Source organism: Streptomyces sp. V3I8 (assembly GCF_030817535.1).
GTDB lineage: Bacteria > Actinomycetota > Actinomycetes > Streptomycetales > Streptomycetaceae > Streptomyces.
Genome location: NZ_JAUSZL010000002.1, coordinates 7,219,760 through 7,241,155 on the forward strand (window position 1 = coordinate 7,219,760; position 21,396 = coordinate 7,241,155).

Consider the following 21,396-nt stretch of genomic DNA (forward strand, 5'->3'; position numbering starts at 1 on the left):
CCGGACGCGATCGTGCCGCGGCCCCGGATGTCACCAGGACGTGACCCGGGGCGCGGGTGCCCGACCGTCGCACACGCGCACGCGTGACTACGATGGGCCAGCCGGTGGCCAGCAGGGGCCGCCCGGCCACACCGACCCTCGGGAAGGCCATGCTGAACAAGTACGCGCGTGCATTCTTCACGCGTGTCCTCACACCGTTCGCCGCGTTTCTCATCCGCCGGGGGGTGAGCCCCGACACGGTCACCCTCCTGGGCACGGCCGGAGTCGTGGCGGGCGCGCTGGTCTTCTTCCCCCGTGGAGAGCTCTTCTGGGGCACGATCGTCATCACGCTCTTCGTCTTCTCGGACCTGGTCGACGGCAACATGGCGCGCCAGCTGGGCCGCTCCAGCCGCTGGGGCGCCTTCCTCGACTCGACGCTCGACCGGGTCGCCGACAGCGCGGTCTTCGGCGGGTTCGCGCTCTGGTACGCGGGCGGCGGGGACGACAACGTCCTGTGCGCCGTTTCGATCTTCTGCCTGGCCAGCGGCCAGGTGGTGTCGTACACCAAGGCGCGGGGCGAGTCGATCGGGCTGCCCGTCGCCGTCAACGGCCTCGTCGAGCGCGCCGAGCGCCTGGTGATCTCACTGGTCGCGGCCGGCCTGGCGGGCTTCCACAAGACCTTCGGCGTGCCCGGCATCGACGTGCTGCTGCCGATCGCGCTGTGGGCCGTCGCCGCGGGCAGCGTCGTCACGCTGGTCCAGCGCGTGGTCACGGTGCGCCGCGAGGCCGCCGAGGCCGACGCGGCGGTCGTCGCACCGCCGGGGGACGCGTCCGGGAACGCGCCGGAGGGCACCCCGCGCAACAGCGGGGCCACCTCGTGAGCGGACTGCGGGACCAGCTCTCGTACGCGGCGTACGCGGCGGGCTGGGGAGCAGTCAAGAAGCTCCCCGAGCCCGTCGCCGTGCGCCTGGGCCGGACCATCGCCGACCTCGCCTGGAAGCGGCGCGGCAAGGGCGTACTGCGCCTGGAGTCGAACTACGCGCGCGTGCTGCCGGACGCGTCACCCGAACGGCTCGCGGAGCTCTCCCGCGCGGGCATGCGCTCGTACCTGCGCTACTGGATGGAGTCGTTCCGGCTGCCCGTCTGGAGCGAGGAGCGCATCAGGAACGGCTTCGAACCGGAAGACACCCATCATCTGCACGAGGCGCTCGCCTCGGGCAGGGGTGTCGTCGTCGCGCTGCCGCACCTCGGGAACTGGGATCTCGCGGGCGCCTGGGCCACCACCGCGCTGGGGATCCCGTTCACGACGGTCGCCGAGCGCCTCAAGCCGGAGAAGCTGTTCGACCGGTTCGTGGCGTACCGCGAGGGACTCGGCATGGAGGTGGTGCCGCACACGGGGGGCGCCGCGTTCGGCACACTGGCCCGGCGGTTGCGCGGGGGCGGCCTGGTCTGCCTGGTCGCCGAGCGCGACCTGTCCGCGTCCGGGGTCGAGGTCACCTTCTTCGGGGAGACCACCCGGATGCCCGCGGGGCCGGCCCTGCTCGCCCAGCAGACCGGCGCGGTGCTGCTGCCGGTGACATTGTGGTACGACGAGTCGCCCGTGATGCGTGGCCGGATCCATCCGCCCGTCGAGGTCCCCGGGTCAGGTACCCGGGCCGAGAAGACGTCTGTCATGACACAGGCGCTGGCCGACGCCTTCGCCACGGGGATCGCCGACCATCCGGAGGACTGGCACATGCTGCAACGCTTGTGGCTCGCCGACCTGGAGCCCCGCCCGAAGCCGTCCGGCGCGCAACCGCCCGCCGGGACGCACGGCACCCGGGACCGGCGCGACGATCAGGTCCGGCCCGGGGAGCGGTCGTGAGGATCGGCATCGTCTGCCCGTACTCCTGGGACGTGCCCGGAGGGGTCCAGTTCCACATCCGCGACCTGGCCGACCACCTCATCGCGCTCGGGCACCACGTGTCCGTCCTCGCCCCCGCCGACGACGAGACACCGCTGCCGCCGTACGTCGTCTCGGCGGGCCGGGCCGTGCCGGTGCGGTACAACGGCTCGGTCGCGCGCCTCAACTTCGGGTTCCTGTCGGCCGCGCGGGTGCGCCGCTGGCTGCACGACGGCACGTTCGACGTGATCCACATCCACGAGCCGGCCTCGCCCTCCCTCGGCCTGCTGGCCTGCTGGGCGGCGCAGGGGCCGATCGTCGCCACCTTCCACACGTCGAACCCCCGGTCCCGGGCGATGATCGCCGCGTACCCGATCCTGCAGCCCGCCCTGGAGAAGATCAGCGCGCGCATCGCGGTGAGCGAGTACGCGCGGCGCACGCTCGTCGAGCACCTGGGCGGTGACGCCGTGGTCATCCCGAACGGCGTCGACGTGGACTTCTTCGCGAGGGCCGAGCCCCGGCCCGAGTGGCAGGGCGGCACGATCGGCTTCGTGGGCCGCATCGACGAGCCGCGCAAGGGCCTGCCCGTCCTCATGAAGGCCCTGCCGAAGATCCTCGCCGAGCGCCCCGGGACCCGGCTGCTGGTCGCCGGGCGCGGCGACGAGAAGGAGGCCGTCGAGAAGCTTCCCGCGGACCTGCGCCCGCGCGTCGAGTTCCTGGGCATGATCAGCGACGAGGACAAGGCGCGGTTCCTGCGCAGCGTCGACCTGTACGTCGCGCCCAACACCGGCGGTGAGAGCTTCGGGATCATCCTGGTCGAGGCGATGTCGGCGGGCGCGCCCGTGCTCGCCTCCGACCTCGACGCGTTCGCCCAGGTCCTCGACCGGGGCGAGGCGGGCGAACTGTTCGCCAACGAGGACGCGGACGCGCTGGCCGCCGCGGCGCTGCGGCTCCTCGGCGACCCGGCGCGACGCACGGAACTCCACGAGCGGGGCAGCGCGCACGTGCGGCGCTTCGACTGGTCGACGGTGGGCGCGGACATCCTGTCCGTCTACGAGACCGTCACGGACGGCGCGGCGGCGGTCGCGGCGGCGGACGACCCGACGGAGCCGGGCGGCCTCCTGGCCCGCTTCGGCCTGGCCCGCGACTGACCCTCCGGGGGTGCGGTGGTTCGGCTGCGGGCGGGCGGGGGCGGGCCGCGCAGTTCCCCCGCCCCCGGGGGCGGGGCTCCGCCCCGGTCCCCGCCCTTTCGCCGGCGGGCTGAAAAGCGCGGCGCAGCCGGCTTCTCAGGGGCGCGGGGAACTGCGCGGCCCGCCCTACCGGGCCCGCACCCGGCACATGAACACCGGGCGGCGCCCCACCGGTAGCGTGTGCGCCCGTGACCTCCACACTGATCTGGATCGTGGTCGCCCTCGTGGCGATCGGCCTCTACCTGAGCTGGACGGCGGGCCGGCTCGACCGGCTGCACTCCCGCATCGACGCGGCGCGCGCCGCACTCGACGCACAACTCCTGCGGCGCGCCTCGGTGGCGCAGGAACTGGCCACCTCCGGAGTGCTCGACCCGGCCGCGTCGATGGTGCTCTACGAGGCGGCGCACGCGGCCCGGCAGGCCGAGGAGGACCACCGGGAGGTCGCCGAGAGCGACCTCAGCCACGCGCTGCGGGCCGTCTTCGGCGAGTCCGCGCAGGTCGAGGCCGTCCAGGCGGCCCCGGGCGGCGAGGCCGCGGCCCGCGAACTCGCCCAGGCGGTCCGCCGCGTACCGATGGCCCGGCGCTTCCACAACGACTCCGTACGCGCGGTCCGCGCCCTGCGCCGCCACCGCACGGTGCGCTGGTTCCGGCTGGCCGGGCACGCGCCGTTCCCGCTGGCCTTCGAGATGGACGACGAGCCGCCGACGGCCCTGGCGGACCGCCCCGGAACGTAGCCGGGAGCCACCCCCGCGTGGCCCCGCCTACGCCGCCGACCGGCGAAAACATCCAGAGCGGTACGGAAAATGAGCCACCGGCTCCCCATTGGCCCTTGCTGTGGACTGGTCCGCAGGCGTTACCTCGGTGTCCGTACAACCCCCTCTTCCACCGAGTGAGGTCACCCCGTGTCCAGCACGCCTTCCCACCCCGACCGGTCCACCGACACCCCGGCGACCGGCACCGCGCGCGTGAAGCGCGGCATGGCCGAGCAGCTCAAGGGCGGCGTGATCATGGACGTCGTCACGCCCGAGCAGGCGAAGATCGCCGAGGACGCGGGCGCCGTGGCCGTCATGGCCCTGGAGCGGGTCCCGGCCGACATCCGCAAGGACGGCGGCGTGGCGCGCATGTCCGACCCGGACATGATCGAGGGCATCATCGAGGCCGTCTCGATCCCGGTGATGGCCAAGTCGCGCATCGGCCACTTCGTGGAGGCCCAGGTCCTGCAGTCCCTCGGCGTCGACTACATCGACGAGTCCGAGGTCCTCACCCCCGCCGACGAGGTCAACCACTCCGACAAGTGGGCCTTTACCACCCCCTTCGTCTGTGGTGCCACCAACCTGGGCGAGGCCCTGCGCCGGGTGGCCGAGGGCGCCGCCATGATCCGCTCCAAGGGCGAGGCCGGCACCGGCAACGTCGTCGAGGCCGTCCGCCACCTGCGCCAGATCAAGAACGAGATCGCCCGGCTGCGCGGCTACGACAACAACGAGCTGTACGCCGCCGCCAAGGAGCTGCGCGCCCCGTACGAGATCGTCAAGGAGGTCGCCGAGCTCGGCAAGCTCCCGGTCGTGCTGTTCTCCGCCGGCGGCGTGGCCACTCCCGCCGACGCCGCGCTGATGCGCCAGCTCGGCGCCGAGGGCGTCTTCGTCGGCTCGGGCATCTTCAAGTCGGGCGACCCGGCCAAGCGCGCCGCCGCCATCGTGAAGGCCACCACCTTCTACGACGACCCGAAGATCATCGCGGACGCGTCCCGCAACCTGGGTGAGGCCATGGTCGGCATCAACTGCGACACCCTCCCCGAGGCCGAGCGCTACGCGAACCGTGGCTGGTAACCACCGATGAGCACACCTGTCATAGGCGTCCTGGCCCTCCAGGGCGACGTACGGGAGCACCTCGTCGCCCTGGCCGCGGCGGACGCCGTGGCCAGGCCGGTGCGGCGCCCCGAGGAACTCGCGGCGGTGGACGGCCTGGTCGTCCCCGGCGGCGAGTCCACCACCATCTCCAAACTGGCCGTCCTCTTCGGCCTGATGGAGCCCCTGCGCGCGCGGGTGCGGGACGGCCTGCCCGTCTACGGCACCTGCGCGGGCATGATCATGCTCGCCGACAAGATCCTCGACCCGCGTTCGGGCCAGGAGACCATCGGCGGCATCGACATGATCGTGCGCCGCAACGCCTTCGGCCGGCAGAACGAGTCCTTCGAGGCGAAGGTCGACGTGCAGGGCGTCGCGGGCGATGCCGTGGAGGGGCTCTTCATCCGCGCCCCCTGGGTCGAGTCGGTGGGCGCCGGGGTGGAGGTGCTGGCCGAGCACGGCGGTCACATCGTCGCCGTGCGCCAGGGCAGCGCGCTCGCCACGTCGTTCCACCCGGAACTGACCGGCGACCACCGCGTGCACGGCCTGTTTGTCGACATGGTCCGCGCGGACCGGACGGCGGGATCCTTGTAGGATCTGGGGGTCCCCGGACCGTGAAGTCCGGGACGGTTCGTACGGGATGGGTTACGCGAAGGAGACAGGCAGATGTCCGGCCACTCTAAATGGGCTACGACGAAGCACAAGAAGGCCGTGATCGATGCCAAGCGCGGCAAGCTCTTCGCGAAGCTGATCAAGAACATCGAGGTCGCGGCGCGCATGGGCGGCGTCGACCTGGACGGTAATCCGACGCTGTTCGACGCCGTGCAGAAGGCCAAGAAGTCCTCGGTGCCCAACAAGAACATCGACTCCGCCATCAAGCGCGGCGGCGGTCTCGAGGCCGGTGGCGCCGACTACGAGACGATCATGTACGAGGGGTACGGCCCGAGCGGTGTCGCGGTGCTCATCGAGTGCCTCACCGACAACCGCAACCGCGCCGCCTCGGACGTACGCGTCGCCATGACCCGCAACGGCGGCAACATGGCCGACCCGGGATCGGTCTCCTACCTCTTCCACCGCAAGGGCGTCGTCATCGTCCCCAAGGGCGAGCTCGCCGAGGACGACGTCCTCGGTGCCGTCCTCGACGCGGGCGCCGAGGAGGTCAACGACCTCGGTGAGTCCTTCGAGGTCCTCTCCGAGGCCACCGACCTGGTCGCGGTGCGCACCGCACTCCAGGAAGCCGGCATCGACTACGACTCCGCCGACGCGAACTTCGTCCCGACCATGCAGGTCGAACTGGACGAGGAGGGCGCCAGGAAGATCTTCAAGCTCATCGACGCCCTCGAGGACAGCGACGACGTGCAGAACGTCTTCGCCAACTTCGACGTGAGCGACGAGGTCATGGAGAAGGTCGACGCGTAACACCGCGCAAGCGGGACGGGCCGGCGGAGCGACGGGCCGACGGGACGTGCCCCGTCGGCCCGTCGCTCTGCCGGGAGTCGCCGGCGGGCGTTGTCGGTGGCACCCGATAGCCTGCTCGGACCGGGTGCTTCCCGGTGGTGCGGCGAGATCGGAAAGTAGGGGGCCGGGTGCGGGTACTGGGAGTCGACCCCGGGTTGACCCGGTGCGGTGTCGGCGTCGTCGAGGGCGTGGCGGGCCGGCCGCTCACCATGCTCGGCGTCGGTGTCGTGCGCACGTCCGCGGACGCGGAGCTGGGGCAGCGCCTCGTCGCCGTCGAGCAGGGCATCGAGGCCTGGCTCGACGAGTACCGGCCCGAATACGTCGCCGTGGAGCGGGTGTTCAGCCAGCACAACGTCCGTACGGTGATGGGCACGGCCCAGGCCAGTGCCGTGGCGATGCTCTGCGCGGCCCGGCGCGGCCTGCCCGTCGCCCTGCACACCCCCAGCGAGGTCAAGGCCGCCGTCACCGGCAGCGGCCGCGCCGACAAGGCACAGGTCGGCGCCATGGTCACCCGGCTGCTCCGGCTCGACGCGCCCCCCAGGCCCGCCGACGCCGCCGACGCCCTCGCCCTCGCCATCTGTCACATCTGGCGCGCCCCGGCCGTGAACCGCCTCCAGCAGGCGCAGGCCGCACACCGCCAGGCCCAGGTATCCAGCCGGAAGGTCACCCGATGATCGCCTTCGTCAGCGGCCCGGTCGCCGCCCTCGCCCCCGACTCCGCGGTGGTCGAGGTCGGCGGCATCGGCATCGCCGTCCAGTGCACGCCCACCACGCTCTCCGGGCTGCGCATGGGCAAGGAGGCCCGGCTCGCCACCTCCCTCGTCGTCCGCGAGGACTCGCTGACGCTGTACGGCTTCGCGGACGACGACGAGCGTCAGACGTTCGTGCTGCTGCAGACCGCCAGCGGCGTGGGCCCGCGGCTGGCCCAGGCCATGCTCGCCGTGCACAGCCCCGACGCCCTGCGCCGCGCGGTGTCCACCGGCGACGAGAAGGCGCTCACCGCCGTCCCCGGCATCGGCAAGAAGGGCGCCCAGAAGCTCCTGCTGGAGCTGAAGGACCGCCTCGGCGAGCCGCTCGGCACGGGCGGGCCGGCCATCGGCAGGGCCGTCGCCGCCGGCTGGCGCGAGCAGCTGCACGCGGCGCTGATCGGGCTGGGGTACGCGACCCGGGAGGCCGACGAGGCCGTCTCCGCGGTGGAGCCGCAGGCGGCGGCCGCCGGCGGGACTCCGCAGGTCGGGCCGTTGCTGAAGGCCGCGCTGCAGACGCTCAACCGGACGCGCTGAGCCCTGCCGGGGGTGCGTCCTTCGAACCTGCGGGTCCGCTGCGGCCGGTCGCGCGGTTCCCCGCGCCCCTGAAGGGCACATCCGTACCACTGGAACCACTACACCGCGAGGCGCACCGAATGAACTGGGACGACACGGCCGACGACGGTACCGCCGAGCGGCTCGTCGGCGCGTCCACCGACCGGGAGGAGCAGGCCGTCGAAGCCGCCCTGCGCCCCAAGGACCTCGGCGAGTTCATCGGTCAGGAGAAGGTCCGCGAGCAGCTCGACCTCGTCCTGCGCGCCGCCCGCGCGCGGGGCGCCACCGCCGACCACGTGCTGCTCTCCGGCGCCCCGGGCCTGGGCAAGACCACCCTCTCGATGATCATCGCCGCCGAGATGGAAGCCCCGATCCGCATCACCAGCGGCCCCGCCATCCAGCACGCGGGCGACCTCGCGGCGATCCTCTCCTCCCTCCAGGAGGGCGAGGTCCTCTTCCTCGACGAGATCCACCGCATGTCGCGGCCCGCCGAGGAGATGCTCTACATGGCGATGGAGGACTTCCGCGTCGACGTGATCGTCGGCAAGGGGCCCGGCGCCACCGCCATCCCCCTCGAACTGCCGCCCTTCACCCTGGTCGGCGCCACCACGCGCGCGGGCCTGCTGCCGCCCCCGCTGCGCGACCGCTTCGGCTTCACCGCCCACATGGAGTTCTACGAGCCCGCCGAGCTGGAGCGCGTCATCCACCGTTCCGCACATCTGCTCGACGTGGAGATCGACGCGGAGGGAGCCGCCGAGATCGCCGGCCGCTCCCGGGGCACGCCCCGTATCGCCAACCGCCTGTTGCGCCGCGTCCGCGACTACGCCCAGGTCAAGGCCGACGGCATCATCACGCAGGACATCGCCCGGGCCGCTCTCGCCGTGTACGAGGTGGACAACCGCGGCCTCGACCGTCTCGACCGCGGTGTCCTCGAAGCCCTGCTCAAGCTCTTCGGCGGCGGACCGGTCGGTCTCTCCACGCTCGCCGTGGCCGTGGGGGAGGAGCGGGAGACCGTCGAAGAGGTGGCCGAACCCTTCCTCGTCCGCGAGGGCCTGCTGGCGCGCACCCCCCGCGGGCGGGTGGCCACCCCGGCGGCCTGGGCGCATCTGGGCCTCACACCGCCCCGCTCGTCGACCGGTGGAAACGGACAACAGGACCTGTTCGGGGCGTGACGGCGAGGGGGCTCGCGAGGTCAGGAACCCCGGTGCCATGCTGAGCGTTGTTCCTTGACGGCGGACTCGCTTAGACTCCGCCGATGCCGCCCTTGTAGGCGACGCGCACACCCCCATCCATCAGGCCGCTCACCAACGCGGTCGAATGAAGGAAGTTCCGTCCCGTGAGTCTCGTGACCCTCCTCCCGTTCATCGTGCTCATCGGGGCCATGTTCCTGATGACCCGGTCGGCCAAGAAGAAACAGAATGCGGCCGCGCAGATGCGCAACGACATGCAGCCCGGCTCCGGCGTCCGCACGATCGGTGGCATGTATGCGACGGTGAAGGAGGTCAACGAGGAGACGGTCCTCCTTGACGCGGCCCCGGGCGTCGACCTGCTCTTCGCGAAGAACGCCATCGGCGCGGTCCTCGGCGACGACGAGTACAACCGCATCGTCCACGGCATCGAGCACGACCTGAAGTCGGACGAGTCGGTCGTGCCGGACGACGCCTCCTCCCTCACCGAGACGGACGAGTCCGCCGCCGCTTCCGACGAGCCCGTCGAGCTCGGCAAGAAGACCGCCGGCGAGCCGGCCGACGCCCTCACCGACGTCCCCGTCGACGAGTCCGCCGTCGCCGAGCCGAAGAAGACCGACGGCGCAGACCTGAAGAAGTCCGACGGCGAGTCCGACGCGAAGTAGTCACGGCCAGGGACCGCGGGGTGCGCCGCTCGCGCACCGTGGGCCCCGGAGCGTACGGCTTCGCGCGGTATCCCGACACCATTTGATGCCCGTCCGCGAAGGTACCGAGAGACCGGGCGGACGAAGAGGGAGAACGAGAAGGTGGCAGCACCCAAGAAGGGCCGACAGGGCACCCAGGGCAGGCCGGGACGCACCTTGGCCCTGATCCTGATCGCCATCGTGGCGCTCACCGGCGGCATGTTCGCCTCCGGGCACACGACACCGCGACTGGGCATCGACCTCGCCGGCGGTACGAGCATCACGCTTCAGGCGAAGAACGAGCCGGGTCAGAAGAACGCGATCAACAAGACCAACATGAACACCGCGGTCGACATCATGAACCGCCGTGTCAACGGTCTGGGCGTCTCCGAGGCGGAGGTGCAGACCCAGGGCGACAGCAACATCATCGTCAACATTCCCAAGGGCACGAACTCCAAGCAGGCCCGGGAACAGGTCGGTACCACCGCCAAGCTCTACTTCCGTCCCGTCCTGACCACCGAGGTCTCCGGCGCAGACCCGGCGGCCAGCCCCTCCCCGAGCGCCTCGGGCAGCCCCTCCGGGAGCCCTTCCGCCTCGGACGAGGAGAGCGAGAAGGCCACCTCGTCCTCGTCGCCCTCCGCCTCCGCCACCTCGCAGGGCCGGGCGGTCACCGACGCGCTGAAGGCCGACCCCACCCCCTCGGCGAGCAGCACGGGGGACGCGTCCGCCGCCGCCAGCCCGTCCGCCTCGGCGTCCGCGAGCGCCGACCCGGCGACCGCCAAGCTGCAGGCCGAGTACACCGCGCTGGACTGCAGCAAGAAGACGGCCCGCGCGACGGCCGGTGACGGCGTCAAGGCCTCGGAACCGACCGTGGCCTGCGGCCAGAACTCGCAGGGCCAGTGGCAGAAGTACATCCTCGGCCCGGCCGAGGTCGAGGGCACCGACGTCGACAAGGCCTCGGCCGTGTTCGACACCCAGGGTGCCGCGGGCTGGAAAGTCACCATGGACTTCACCGGCAAGGGCGGCAAGAAGTTCGCGAGCATCACGGGCAAGCTGGCGCAGAACCAGTCCCCGCAGAACCAGTTCGCCATCGTCCTCGACGGTGAGGTCGTCTCCGACCCGTACGTCAGCCAGGCGCTGACCGGCGGCACCGCGGAGATCTCCGGCAGCTTCGACCAGCAGGAGGCGCAGGACCTGGCCAACATGCTGTCGTACGGCGCGCTGCCGCTCACCTTCACCGAGGCGAGCGTCACCACCGTCACCGCCGCGCTCGGCGGCGAGCAGCTGGAGGCCGGCCTGATCGCCGGCGCCATCGGCCTGGCCCTGGTCGTCATCTACCTGGTGCTCTACTACCGCGGCCTGTCGCTCATCGCGATCGCCTCGCTGCTGGTCTCCGGAATCATGACGTACGTGATCATGGCGCTGCTCGGCCCGACGATCGGGTTCGCGCTGAACCTGCCGGCGGTCTGCGGCGCCATCGTGGCCATCGGCATCACGGCGGACTCGTTCATCGTGTTCTTCGAACGCATCCGTGACGAGATCCGCGAGGGCCGTTCGATGCGTCCCGCGGTCGAGCGTGCCTGGCCGCGTGCCCGGCGCACCATCCTGGTCTCCGACTTCGTGTCGTTCCTCGCCGCCGCCGTGCTCTTCGTCGTCACCGTCGGCAAGGTCCAGGGCTTCGCCTTCACCCTGGGGCTGACGACCCTGCTCGACGTGGTCGTCGTCTTCACCTTCACCAAGCCGCTGATGACGCTCCTGGCCCGCAGGAAGTTCTTCGGGGAGGGCCACAGCTGGTCCGGCCTCGACCCGAAGCGACTGGGCGTCCAGCCGCCGCTGCGCCGCACCCGTCGCGTGTCCGCCCCCGTCGACACGAAGGAGGCGTGAGATGTCGAAACTCGGCACCCTCGGCGCCCGGCTCCACCGCGGCGAGATCGGTTACGACTTCGTCGGCAAGCGCAAGATCTGGTACGGCATCTCCATCCTGATCACCATCACGGCCATCGTCGGCCTGGCGGTACGCGGCCTGAACATGGGCATCGAGTTCCAGGGCGGCGCCGTCTTCACCACCGAGCGGACCAGCGTCTCGGTGAGTCAGGCCGAGACGTACGCGGAAGAGGCCTCGGGCCACGACGCGATCGTCCAGAAGCTCGGCAACGGCGGACTGCGCATCCAGGTCGCCGGGATCGACACCGGCAAGTCCGACCAGATCAAGGAAGACCTCGCCAAGGACCTGAAGGTCGACGCGGAGAAGATCAACGCCGACCTGGTCGGTCCCAGCTGGGGTGACCAGGTCGCCAACAAGGCCTGGCAGGGCCTGGCGATCTTCATGGTCCTGGTCGTGATCTACCTGGCGATCGCCTTCGAACTGCGCATGGCCGTCGCCGCGCTCGTGGCGCTCATCCACGACATCACCATCACGGTCGGTGTCTACGCCCTGGTCGGCTTCGAGGTCACACCGGGCACCGTGATCGGTCTGCTGACGATCCTCGGTTACTCGCTCTACGACACGGTGGTCGTCTTCGACAGCCTCAAGGAGCAGACGAAGGACATCACCAAGCAGACCCGCTACACGTACAGCGAGATCGCCGACCGCTCGATCAACGGCACACTGGTGCGTTCCATCAACACCACGGTGGTCGCGCTGCTCCCGGTCGCCGGCCTGCTGTTCATCGGCGGCGGTGTCCTCGGGGCGGGCATGCTCAACGACATCTCGCTGTCGCTGTTCGTCGGCCTCGCGGCCGGCGCGTACTCCTCGATCTTCATCGCCACGCCGCTCGTCGCCGACCTCAAGGAGCGCGAGCCGCAGATGAAGGCGCTGAAGAAGCGCGTCCTGGCCAAGCGGGCCGCCGCCGCGGCGAAGGGCGAGTCCCCGGAGGCGCCCGCCGCCGCCCGGACGTACGAGGACGAGGACGGGGACGGGGAACCGGAGGACGCGACGCCCGCCGTCGTCGGACCCCGGGCCCAGCGCGCCCAGCCCTCGTCCCGCGGCCGGGGCCGCGGCCGTCCCTCGGGCAAGCGCCGATGACCGGACCCGCGGACGTCACGGAGCTGCTGCTCAGCCGCATCCGTGACGTGCCGGACCACCCGGAGCCGGGCGTGATGTTCAAGGACATCACCCCGCTCCTGGCCGACCCGGCGGCGTTCTCCGCGCTCACCGACGCACTGGTCGCGATCAGCGTCCGCACCGGCGCCACGAAGATCGTCGGCCTGGAGGCCCGCGGCTTCATCCTGGGCGCCCCGGTCGCGGTCCGCGCCGGGCTGGGCTTCATCCCCGTGCGCAAGGCGGGCAAGCTCCCCGGAGCCACCCTGAGCCAGGCGTACGACCTGGAGTACGGCTCCGCCGAGATCGAGGTGCACGCCGAGGACCTGGCACCGGGCGACCGTGTCCTGGTCGTCGACGACGTCCTCGCCACCGGCGGCACCGCGGAGGCCTCGCTGCGGCTGATCCGCCGGACGGGCGCCGGCATCGCCGGGGTCGCGGTCCTCATGGAGCTCGGCTTCCTGGGTGGCCGGGCCCGCCTGGAGCCCGCTCTGGACGGCGCCCCGCTGGAGGCGCTGCTCAAGGTCTGAGCGCCCGGACGGTCACCCGCCCGACGCCGCACGGCAGCCCGTACGACACCCGCAGGCGGGTCCCGGAGGAATCCGGGACCCGCCTCTCGTGTTCCTCCCGTAGAAGGCCGTCCCGCCCGCCGTCCCACCGGCTGCCCCCCGGCCGGAGGCGAGCCCCGGGCCCGGGATCGCTACCATGGGGTTTCCGGAACCTGACCGGGGACCCGGATCGCGCACGAGGAGCCCTCTTGCCAGACGAGGCCCAGCCACTCGCCCCCAGGGCCGACCGCCCGGGGGTACCACCGGCCGCCCAGGCCGACCAGTCCGCGGCTCCCGCGGCCTCCGCGGGCACGCCCGCGCCGCCCGCGCCCGCGAAGAACGGGTCCACGCAGAACGGGTCCACGCAGAGCGGATCCGGCCCGGCGGCCGAGACCGGGGCGGCCGCACAGGCGCGCCCCGAACCGGCGCCCGCCGAGCGGCGTGCCCCCGAGCGGCAGGCCGCCGCGCCCGCCGCCCGCCCGGCGACCGGCCACCCCGCGCGCTCCGGCGGCTCCTCCAACCGCGTACGGGCCCGGCTCGCCCGTCTCGGCGTGCAGCGGTCCAACCCGTACAACCCGGTCCTGGAGCCGCTGCTGCGGATCGTGCGCAGCAACGACCCCAAGATCGAGACGTCCACGCTCCGCCAGGTCGAGCGCGCCTACCAGGTCGCCGAGCGCTGGCACCGCGGCCAGAAGCGCAAGAGCGGCGACCCGTACATCACGCACCCGCTCGCGGTGACCACGATCCTCGCCGAGCTGGGCATGGACCCGGCCACGCTGATGGCGGGGCTCCTGCACGACACCGTCGAGGACACCGAGTACGGCCTCGACACCCTCCGCAAGGACTTCGGCGACCAGGTCGCCCTCCTCGTCGACGGCGTCACCAAGCTCGACAAGGTCAAGTTCGGCGAGGCCGCCCAGGCCGAGACCGTCCGCAAGATGGTCGTCGCCATGGCCAAGGACCCGCGCGTCCTGGTCATCAAGCTCGCCGACCGCCTGCACAACATGCGCACCATGCGCTATCTCAAGCGCGAGAAGCAGGAGAAGAAGGCGCGCGAGACCCTGGAGATCTACGCGCCGCTCGCCCACCGGCTGGGCATGAACACCATCAAGTGGGAGCTGGAGGACCTCGCCTTCGCGATCCTCTACCCCAAGATGTACGACGAGATCGTGCGCCTGGTCGCCGAGCGCGCCCCCAAGCGCGACGAGTACCTCGCCATAGTGACCGACGAGGTCCAGTCCGACCTGCGCGCGGCCCGCATCAAGGCGACCGTCACCGGCCGCCCGAAGCACTACTACAGCGTCTACCAGAAGATGATCGTCCGCGGCCGCGACTTCGCGGAGATCTACGACCTGGTGGGCATCCGCGTCCTCGTCGACACGGTCCGCGACTGCTACGCCGCCCTCGGCACCGTGCACGCGCGATGGAACCCGGTCCCCGGCCGGTTCAAGGACTACATCGCGATGCCCAAGTTCAACATGTACCAGTCGCTGCACACGACGGTCATCGGGCCCAACGGCAAGCCCGTCGAACTCCAGATCCGTACGTTCGACATGCACCGCCGCGCCGAGTACGGCATCGCCGCGCACTGGAAGTACAAGCAGGAGGCCGTCGCCGGCGCCTCCAAGGTGCGCTCCGACCAGCCGAGGACCACCGGCAAGGACGACCACCTCAACGACATGGCGTGGCTGCGCCAGCTCCTCGACTGGCAGAAGGAGACCGAGGACCCCGGCGAGTTCCTGGAGTCCCTGCGCTTCGACCTCTCGCGCAACGAGGTCTTCGTCTTCACGCCCAAGGGCGACGTGATAGCGCTGCCGGCCGGCGCGACCCCCGTCGACTTCTCCTACGCGGTGCACACCGAGGTGGGCCACCGCACCATAGGAGCACGCGTCAACGGACGCCTCGTACCGCTGGAGTCGACCCTCGACAACGGCGACCTGGTGGAGGTCTTCACCTCCAAGGCGGCCGGCGCCGGACCGTCCCGGGACTGGCTGGGCTTCGTCAAGTCGCCCCGCGCCCGCAACAAGATCCGCGCCTGGTTCTCCAAGGAGCGCCGCGACGAGGCCATCGAGCAGGGCAAGGACGCCATCGCGCGCGCCATGCGCAAGCAGAACCTGCCGATCCAGCGCATCCTCACCGGCGACTCGCTGGTCACGCTCGCGCACGAGATGCGCTACCCCGACATCTCGTCCCTGTACGCGGCCATCGGCGAGGGCCACGTGGCCGCGCAGGGCGTCGTGCAGAAGCTCGTGCAGGCGCTCGGCGGCGAGGAGGCCGCCACCGAGGAGATCGACGAGAGCGTCCCGTCCGCGCACGGCCGGGGCCGCAAGCGCCGCTCCAACGCCGACCCGGGTGTCGTCGTCAAGGGCGTCGACGACGTGTGGGTCAAGCTGGCCCGCTGTTGCACGCCCGTCCCCGGCGACCCGATCATGGGCTTCGTCACGCGCGGCAGCGGGGTGTCGGTCCACCGCACCGACTGCGTCAACGTCGACTCGCTGTCCCGCGAGCCCGAGCGCATCCTCGACGTCGAGTGGGCGCCCACCCAGTCCTCGGTCTTCCTGGTCGCCATCCAGGTCGAGGCGCTGGACCGCTCGCGGCTCCTGTCGGACGTCACGAGGATCCTGTCCGACCAGCACGTCAACATCCTGTCGGCGGCCGTCCAGACGTCCCGCGACCGGGTGGCCACCTCCCGCTTCACCTTCGAGATGGGCGACCCCAAGCACCTGGGCCACGTCCTGAAGGCGGTCAGGGGGGTGGAGGGCGTGTACGACGTCTACCGCGTGACCTCGGCCCGCAGGCCTTCCGAGGCCTAGCAGGACGCAACACAGAGGGGCTCCCGTACGAACCCGTACGGGAGCCCCTCTGCGCTGGTCGGACTGCGCCCCGAAGGGGCGCGGGGAACTGCGCGCCCAGCCACAACGCACCCGCGGACAACCAACCGGCCGTCCAGCGAAGCGGGGCGGAGCTAGCCGCCGAACTCCTGCAGCCCCTTCAGCGCCTGCTCCAGCAGCGCCTGACGGCCGTCGAGCTCCCGCTGGAGCTTGTCGGCCTTCGCGTTGTTCCCCGCGGAGCGCGCCGTCTCGATCTGCCCCTGGAGCTTGTCCACGGCCGCCTGCAGCTGACCGGTCAGACCCGCGGCACGCGCGCGTGCCTCCGGGTTCGTCCGGCGCCACTCGGTGTCCTCGGTCTCCTGGAGAGCCCGCTCCACCGCGTGCATCCGGGCCTCGACCTTCGGGCGGGCGTCCCGCGGCACGTGACCGATGGCCTCCCAGCGCTCGTTGATCGACCGGAACGCGGCCCTGGCCGCCTTCAGGTCCTGCACCGGGACGAGCTTCTCGGCCTCCTCGGCCAGCTCCTCCTTGAGCTTCAGGTTCTCCGTCTGCTCCGCGTCCCGCTCGGCGAAGACCGAGCTGCGCGCCGCGAAGAACACGTCCTGGGCGCCGCGGAAGCGGTTCCACAGGTCGTCCTCGTGCTCGCGCTGGGCACGGCCCGCGGCCTTCCAGTCCGCCATCAGCTCGCGGTAACGGGCCGCCGTGGGGCCCCAGTCGGCCGAGGCGGAGAGCGACTCGGCCTCGGCGACCAGCTTCTCCTTGGTCTTGCGGGCCTCCTCGCGCTGCGCGTCCAGCGACGCGAAGTGCGCCTTGCGGCGCTTGGAGAACGCCGAGCGCGCGTGCGAGAAGCGGTGCCACAGCTCGTCGTCGGACTTCCGGTCGAGCCGCGGCAGGCCCTTCCAGGTGTCCACCAGGGCGCGCAGCCGTTCACCCGCCGCCCGCCACTGGTCGGACTGGGCCAGCTCCTCCGCCTCGACGACCAGCGCCTCCTTGGAGTGCCGGGCCTCGTCGGACTGCTTGGCCCGCTGCGCCTTGCGCTCCTCGCGGCGAGCGTCGACCGTCTCGACGAGCTTGTCCAACCGCGTCCGCAGCGCCGCCAGATCGCCCACCGCGTGGTGGGCGTCCACCTGTTCGCGGATGTGGTCGACGGCGACCTGGGCGTCCTTCGAGGACAGATCGGTCGTCTTCACCCGTCGTTCGAGGAGGCCGATCTCCACGACCAGGCCCTCGTACTTGCGCTCGAAGTAGGCCAGTGCCTCGTCGGGAGTACCGGCCTGCCAGGAGCCGACGACCTGCTCGCCGTCGGCCGTACGCACGTACACGGTCCCCGTCTCGTCGACGCGGCCCCACGGGTCGCTGCTCACAGCGCCTCCTCCACATGATGCCTGCGTGGGGCAGCTTTGCCCCCGGGCATCGTCCACAGTTTCGTCACGGCCAACATAGGCGACCGGCGGGGCGGCTGTCCGCATCCCGCGCGACCGAACTTTCGCTGCCCGGGATCAGGATTTCGTCACGGTCGCCTTGTCGATCACGACCGTCGCGTTGGGTGTGCCGTCGCCCTGGCCGGTGCTCTCGCCGGCGCCGGCGATTTTCTTCAGCACCTTCATGCCCGCGTCGGAAATCGTGCCGAACGGTGTGTAGTTGGCCGGCAACTGGCTGTCCTGGTAGACGAGGAAGAACTGGCTGCCGCCGGTGTCGCGGCCTTCCTTGGTCTGCGCGTTGTACTGGTTGGCCATCGCCACCGTGCCCGCCGGATACGTGTCGCCCTTGAGGCGCTTGTCCTTGAGGTTCTCGTCGGGGATGGTGTAGCCGGGTCCGCCCATGCCGGTGCCCTGCGGGTCGCCGCACTGGAGCACGTAGATGCCGTTCGTCGTCAGACGGTGGCACTTGGTGTGGTCCAGGTAGCCCTTGCCGGTGAGGAAGCTGAACGAGTTGACGGTGTGCGGGGCCTTCGAGGCCGGCATGTCGATGTCTATCGTGCCGCAGGTCGTCTGCAGCTTCATCGTGTAGTGCGCCGACTTGTCGATGGTGAGCGCCGGCTCCTTCTTGTAGCTCAGCTTCTTCACCTTGCCCGCGGCAGCCTTGTCGCACGGGTCCGGAGCCTTGCTGGGGGAGGCGCTCGGGGTGGCTTCCGCCGCCACGTCGGACTTGTCGTCGTCCTGCTTGAACACCCCGGTCGCGTACGACACCACGCTGCCCACGACGACCACGCCGAGGACGGACGCGATCACCGCGTTACGAGCATGGGCCTTGCGCCGAGCGGACGTACGCCGCTGCTGTTGCCGCAAGAACTTCTCCCGGGCGAGCTGACGCCGCCGCTGTTCCTGGGTGACCACCGGGTTATCTCCTCATGCGTCTCGTACGTCAGGTGGGACGCGTGGGTCTTGTGAGCCGACCGCCTGCGTGTGCCCCGTACCGTATATGGGTTCGCTGTGGTTCCGGCAGCGCCGGTAGGCTCTGATCCGCAGCGAAGCCATCACCGCGTACGACATATCCCCCGTGCGACTTCCGCCCGTACGGCATACCGAAGGACGAACGTGCTCATTGCCGGGTTCCGCGCCGGGGCCTGGGGCACCAACTGTTATGTGGTCGCCCCCGCCGCCGGGGAGGAGTGCGTGATCATCGATCCGGGCCACCAGGCCGCCCGGGGGGTCGAGGAGACGCTCGCCGAGCACCGGCTCAAGCCCGTCGCCGTCGTCCTCACGCACGGCCACATCGACCACGTCGCCTCGGTGGTCCCGGTGTGCGGCGCGCACGACGTACCTGCGTGGATCCATCCCGCGGACCGCTACATGATGAGCGACCCGGAGGCCGGGCTCGGCCGGTCGATCGGCATGCCGCTGATGGGCGAGCTCACGGTCGGCGAACCGGACGACGTGCGGGAACTGACGGACGGCGCCGCGCTGGAACTCGCGGGCCTGGACTTCTCCGTCGCGCACGCGCCGGGCCATACGAAGGGGTCGGTGACGTTCCGGCTGCCCGGGAGCGCGGAGATCCCGTCCGTGTTCTTCTCCGGGGACCTGCTCTTCGCCGGCTCCGTCGGACGCACCGACCTGCCCGGCGGTGACATGGACGAGATGCTCGCCTCGCTGGCACGTGTGTGCCTGCCGCTCGACGACTCGACCGTGGTGCTGCCCGGCCACGAACTCCAGACGACCATCGGCCAGGAGCGCGCCACCAACCCGTATCTGCGGCAGGTGGCGGCCGGCCAGGGGGCGGACCCGAAATCCGCTCCTCGACGAGGAATGTGACGAGAGACTTCCGTTGAGCACCTTCAAGGCACCCAAGGGCACGTACGACCTGATCCCGCCGGACAGCGCGAAGTACCTCGCGGTGCGCGAGGCGATCGCCGCTCCGCTGCGCAACTCCGGTTACGGGTACATCGAGACGCCCGGCTTCGAGAGCGTCGAGCTGTTCGCGCGCGGGGTCGGCGAGTCCACCGACATCGTGACCAAGGAGATGTACGCCTTCGAGACCAAGGGCGGCGACAGGCTGGCCCTGCGCCCCGAGGGCACGGCGTCCGTGCTGCGGGCCGCCCTCGAGGCCAACCTCCACAAGGCGGGCAACCTCCCCGTCAAGCTCTGGTACTCGGGCTCCTACTACCGCTACGAGCGCCCGCAGAAGGGCCGGTACAGGCACTTCTCGCAGGTCGGCGCCGAGGCGATCGGGGCCGAGGACCCGGCGCTGGACGCCGAGCTGATCATCCTGGCCGACCAGGCGTACCGCTCGCTCGGGCTGCGTGAGTTCCGGATCCTGCTCAACTCGCTGGGCGACCAGGAGTGCCGGCCCGTCTACCGGGCCGCGCTCCAGGACTTCCTGCGGGGGCTCGACCTGGACGAGGAGACCCTGCGCCGCGCCGACATCAACCCGCTGCGCGTCCTCGACGACAAGCGGGACGACGTCCAGAAGCAGCTCGTCGGGGCGCCGCTCCTGCGGGACTACCTGTGCGACGCGTGCAAGGCGTACCACGAGGAGGTGCGCGAGCTGATCACCGCCGCGGGCGTTTCCTTCGAGGACGACGCGAAGCTGGTCCGGGGGCTCGACTACTACACCCGCACCACCTTCGAGTTCGTGCACGACGGCCTCGGTTCGCAGTCCGCGGTCGGCGGCGGCGGACGCTACGACGGTCTGTCCGAGATGATCGGCGGCCCCGCCCTGCCGTCCGTGGGCTGGGCCCTCGGCGTCGACCGTACGGTCCTCGCGCTCGAGGCGGAGGGGGTGACGCTGCAGCTGCCCGCGGCCACCAGTGTGTTCGCCGTGCCGCTCGGGGACGAGGCGCGGCGGGTGCTCTTCGGGGTGGTGAGCGAGCTGCGCCGCAACGGGGTCGCGGCGGACTTCTCGTACGGGGCGAAGGGCCTGAAGGGCGCCATGAAGAACGCGAACCGCAGTGGCGCGCGGTACACCGTCGTGGCCGGCGAGCGGGACCTCGCCGAGGGGGTCGTGCAGCTGAAGGACATGGAGTCCGGCGAGCAGGTGGCGGTCGGCGTGAACGAGATCGTGGCGGAACTGGAATCCCGCCTCAGCTGACATCTCTCGCGCCCGCAGGCGCGCGGTCGTCAACCCCGCGCCTGCGGATTCGTCCCACCGGGCGATTCCCGCCCCGGTCCAAGGGCGAGGTCGCCGGCCCCGGCGACCTCCCTGTACTGCACACGCAGCCCCGCCCCGCACACCCGCCCGCACTTCCTTATGTCCATCGAACGGTGGACGCCGGTGCCCGTGCGGCACAATGACCGTGCCCGGAAAGGTCCTCTCGAGCTACGGAAACGGCGTGATGAGCAAGACGACAGTCAGGGAAGGCGTCTCCACCGACCGGGAGACCGCCGCAGTCCCACGGGCCGTGGGCGGCGGCCGTGTCCTCGCCCTTCTGCTGGTGGTCACCGGCGCGGCCGGACTGCTGGCCTCCTGGGTCATCACCATCGACAAGTTCAAGCTGCTGGAGGACCCGAACTTCACCCCGGGCTGCAGCCTGAACCCGGTCGTCTCCTGCGGCAACATCATGAAGAGCGACCAGGCCTCCGTCTTCGGGTTCCCCAACCCGATGCTGGGCCTCGTCGCCTACGGCATGGTGGTCTGCGTCGGCATGAGCCTGCTGGGCCGGGCCGCCTTCCCGCGCTGGTACTGGCTGACGCTGAACGCGGGCACGCTGTTCGGCGTCGGCTTCGTGACCTGGCTCCAGTACCAGTCGCTGTACAACATCAACTCGCTGTGCCTGTGGTGCTGCCTCGCCTGGGTCGCGACCATCGTCATGTTCTGGGCGGTGACCTCGCACAACGTCCGCAACGGCCTGCTGCCCGCGCCCGGCTGGCTGAAGGGGTTCTTCGCCGAGTTCGCCTGGGTGCCGCCGGTCCTGCACATCGGGATCATCGGCATGCTGATCCTGACGCGCTGGTGGGACTTCTGGACCAGCTGAGGGGACGAGGGCCCGGCTGCTCCGTCGGTGGCGTGACATAGGGT

General features: G+C 71.1%; 20 protein-coding genes. 18 read left to right on the forward strand and 2 right to left on the reverse strand.

Annotated features, from left to right (window positions below):
• Positions 1 to 92 precede the first annotated feature (92 nt).
• The 15 genes from pgsA to QFZ75_RS32040 all read left to right on the forward strand — a co-directional run bounded on the left by pgsA (position 93) and on the right by QFZ75_RS32040 (position 15,924).
• Positions 93 to 860, forward strand: coding sequence for a phosphatidylinositol phosphate synthase (gene pgsA / locus QFZ75_RS31970; RefSeq protein WP_307544927.1), 768 nt, complete (start codon positions 93 to 95; stop codon positions 858 to 860).
• Positions 857 to 1,843, forward strand: a complete 987-nt coding sequence (locus QFZ75_RS31975) for a phosphatidylinositol mannoside acyltransferase (RefSeq protein ID WP_307542454.1) — start codon at positions 857 to 859, stop codon at positions 1,841 to 1,843. The genes pgsA and QFZ75_RS31975 overlap by 4 nt, the downstream gene beginning before the upstream one ends.
• Positions 1,840 to 3,012: a glycosyltransferase family 4 protein gene (locus QFZ75_RS31980; protein ID WP_307542456.1), complete on the forward strand. Its 1,173-nt coding sequence runs from the start codon at positions 1,840 to 1,842 to the stop codon at positions 3,010 to 3,012. The genes QFZ75_RS31975 and QFZ75_RS31980 overlap by 4 nt, the downstream gene beginning before the upstream one ends.
• Positions 3,013 to 3,239: 227 nt before the next feature.
• Positions 3,240 to 3,785: a hypothetical protein gene (locus QFZ75_RS31985; RefSeq protein ID WP_307542458.1), complete on the forward strand. Its 546-nt coding sequence runs from the start codon at positions 3,240 to 3,242 to the stop codon at positions 3,783 to 3,785.
• 168 nt (positions 3,786 to 3,953) lie between these two features.
• Positions 3,954 to 4,877, forward strand: coding sequence for a pyridoxal 5'-phosphate synthase lyase subunit PdxS (gene pdxS / locus QFZ75_RS31990; RefSeq protein WP_307542460.1), 924 nt, complete (start codon positions 3,954 to 3,956; stop codon positions 4,875 to 4,877).
• Between the two features lie 6 nt (positions 4,878 to 4,883).
• Positions 4,884 to 5,489: a pyridoxal 5'-phosphate synthase glutaminase subunit PdxT gene (pdxT, locus tag QFZ75_RS31995; RefSeq protein WP_307542462.1), complete on the forward strand. Its 606-nt coding sequence runs from the start codon at positions 4,884 to 4,886 to the stop codon at positions 5,487 to 5,489.
• 72 nt (positions 5,490 to 5,561) lie between these two features.
• Entirely contained in the window at positions 5,562 to 6,314 is a 753-nt protein-coding gene (locus tag QFZ75_RS32000; RefSeq protein ID WP_307542464.1) for a YebC/PmpR family DNA-binding transcriptional regulator, read from the forward strand.
• Positions 6,315 to 6,481: 167 nt separating this feature from the next.
• The gene (gene ruvC / locus QFZ75_RS32005; RefSeq protein WP_307542466.1) at positions 6,482 to 7,027 is read left to right on the forward strand and encodes a crossover junction endodeoxyribonuclease RuvC; all 546 of its coding nucleotides are present in this window, start codon (positions 6,482 to 6,484) and stop codon (positions 7,025 to 7,027) included.
• A complete protein-coding gene (ruvA, locus tag QFZ75_RS32010; protein ID WP_307542468.1) occupies positions 7,024 to 7,635 on the forward strand; it encodes a Holliday junction branch migration protein RuvA in 612 nt (203 codons plus the stop codon). The genes ruvC and ruvA overlap by 4 nt, the downstream gene beginning before the upstream one ends.
• Before the next feature lie 119 nt (positions 7,636 to 7,754).
• Positions 7,755 to 8,825: a Holliday junction branch migration DNA helicase RuvB gene (gene ruvB / locus QFZ75_RS32015; RefSeq protein WP_307542469.1), complete on the forward strand. Its 1,071-nt coding sequence runs from the start codon at positions 7,755 to 7,757 to the stop codon at positions 8,823 to 8,825.
• 164 nt (positions 8,826 to 8,989) lie between these two features.
• Complete coding sequence (gene yajC, locus QFZ75_RS32020) at positions 8,990 to 9,505, forward strand: preprotein translocase subunit YajC (protein ID WP_307542471.1); 516 nt, start codon at positions 8,990 to 8,992, stop codon at positions 9,503 to 9,505.
• Positions 9,506 to 9,646: 141 nt separating this feature from the next.
• On the forward strand, positions 9,647 to 11,407 hold the full coding sequence (gene secD, locus QFZ75_RS32025; protein WP_307542473.1) for a protein translocase subunit SecD: 1,761 nt from the start codon (positions 9,647 to 9,649) through the stop codon (positions 11,405 to 11,407).
• A gap of 1 nt (position 11,408) precedes the next feature.
• Positions 11,409 to 12,548 carry a protein translocase subunit SecF gene (secF, locus tag QFZ75_RS32030; RefSeq protein ID WP_307542475.1) on the forward strand — a complete coding sequence of 380 codons (1,140 nt, stop codon included), beginning with the start codon at positions 11,409 to 11,411 and terminating at the stop codon, positions 12,546 to 12,548.
• The gene (locus QFZ75_RS32035) at positions 12,545 to 13,093 is read left to right on the forward strand and encodes an adenine phosphoribosyltransferase (RefSeq protein WP_307542477.1); all 549 of its coding nucleotides are present in this window, start codon (positions 12,545 to 12,547) and stop codon (positions 13,091 to 13,093) included. Before secF ends, QFZ75_RS32035 begins: the two co-directional genes overlap by 4 nt.
• A gap of 227 nt (positions 13,094 to 13,320) precedes the next feature.
• Entirely contained in the window at positions 13,321 to 15,924 is a 2,604-nt protein-coding gene (locus QFZ75_RS32040) for a bifunctional (p)ppGpp synthetase/guanosine-3',5'-bis(diphosphate) 3'-pyrophosphohydrolase (RefSeq protein WP_307542478.1), read from the forward strand.
• Positions 15,925 to 16,076: 152 nt separating this feature from the next.
• Here the strand turns inward: QFZ75_RS32040 and QFZ75_RS32045 are convergent, their stop codons facing one another.
• Both QFZ75_RS32045 and QFZ75_RS32050 read right to left on the reverse strand, forming a co-directional pair.
• Entirely contained in the window at positions 16,077 to 17,306 is a 1,230-nt protein-coding gene (locus tag QFZ75_RS32045) for a DUF349 domain-containing protein (RefSeq protein WP_307542480.1), read from the reverse strand.
• A 135-nt stretch (positions 17,307 to 17,441) separates the two neighbouring features.
• A complete protein-coding gene (locus QFZ75_RS32050) occupies positions 17,442 to 18,278 on the reverse strand; it encodes a peptidylprolyl isomerase (RefSeq protein WP_307542482.1) in 837 nt (278 codons plus the stop codon).
• Between the two features lie 201 nt (positions 18,279 to 18,479).
• Here QFZ75_RS32050 and QFZ75_RS32055 point away from each other — a divergent pair, with 201 nt between their 5' ends.
• The 3 genes from QFZ75_RS32055 to QFZ75_RS32065 all read left to right on the forward strand — a co-directional run bounded on the left by QFZ75_RS32055 (position 18,480) and on the right by QFZ75_RS32065 (position 21,352).
• Positions 18,480 to 19,193 carry an MBL fold metallo-hydrolase gene (locus QFZ75_RS32055; RefSeq protein ID WP_307542484.1) on the forward strand — a complete coding sequence of 238 codons (714 nt, stop codon included), beginning with the start codon at positions 18,480 to 18,482 and terminating at the stop codon, positions 19,191 to 19,193.
• A 13-nt stretch (positions 19,194 to 19,206) separates the two neighbouring features.
• Positions 19,207 to 20,469: a histidine--tRNA ligase gene (gene hisS / locus QFZ75_RS32060; protein WP_307542486.1), complete on the forward strand. Its 1,263-nt coding sequence runs from the start codon at positions 19,207 to 19,209 to the stop codon at positions 20,467 to 20,469.
• Positions 20,470 to 20,713: 244 nt separating this feature from the next.
• The gene (locus tag QFZ75_RS32065; protein WP_307542488.1) at positions 20,714 to 21,352 is read left to right on the forward strand and encodes a vitamin K epoxide reductase family protein; all 639 of its coding nucleotides are present in this window, start codon (positions 20,714 to 20,716) and stop codon (positions 21,350 to 21,352) included.
• Positions 21,353 to 21,396: the final 44 nt, after the last annotated feature.

Bases quoted from the DNA above. Each gene is read 5' to 3' on its own strand.
- pgsA (WP_307544927.1), top strand. From the start codon at position 93: ATGGGCCAGCCGGTGGCCAGCAGGGGCCGCCCGGCCACACCGACCCTC.
- pdxT (WP_307542462.1), top strand. From the start codon at position 4,884: ATGAGCACACCTGTCATAGGCGTCCTGGCCCTCCAGGGCGACGTACGG.
- QFZ75_RS32000 (WP_307542464.1), top strand. From the start codon at position 5,562: ATGTCCGGCCACTCTAAATGGGCTACGACGAAGCACAAGAAGGCCGTG.
- ruvA (WP_307542468.1), top strand. From the start codon at position 7,024: ATGATCGCCTTCGTCAGCGGCCCGGTCGCCGCCCTCGCCCCCGACTCC.
- ruvB (WP_307542469.1), top strand. From the start codon at position 7,755: ATGAACTGGGACGACACGGCCGACGACGGTACCGCCGAGCGGCTCGTC.
- secF (WP_307542475.1), top strand. From the start codon at position 11,409: ATGTCGAAACTCGGCACCCTCGGCGCCCGGCTCCACCGCGGCGAGATC.
- QFZ75_RS32035 (WP_307542477.1), top strand. From the start codon at position 12,545: ATGACCGGACCCGCGGACGTCACGGAGCTGCTGCTCAGCCGCATCCGT.
- QFZ75_RS32065 (WP_307542488.1), top strand. From the start codon at position 20,714: ATGAGCAAGACGACAGTCAGGGAAGGCGTCTCCACCGACCGGGAGACC.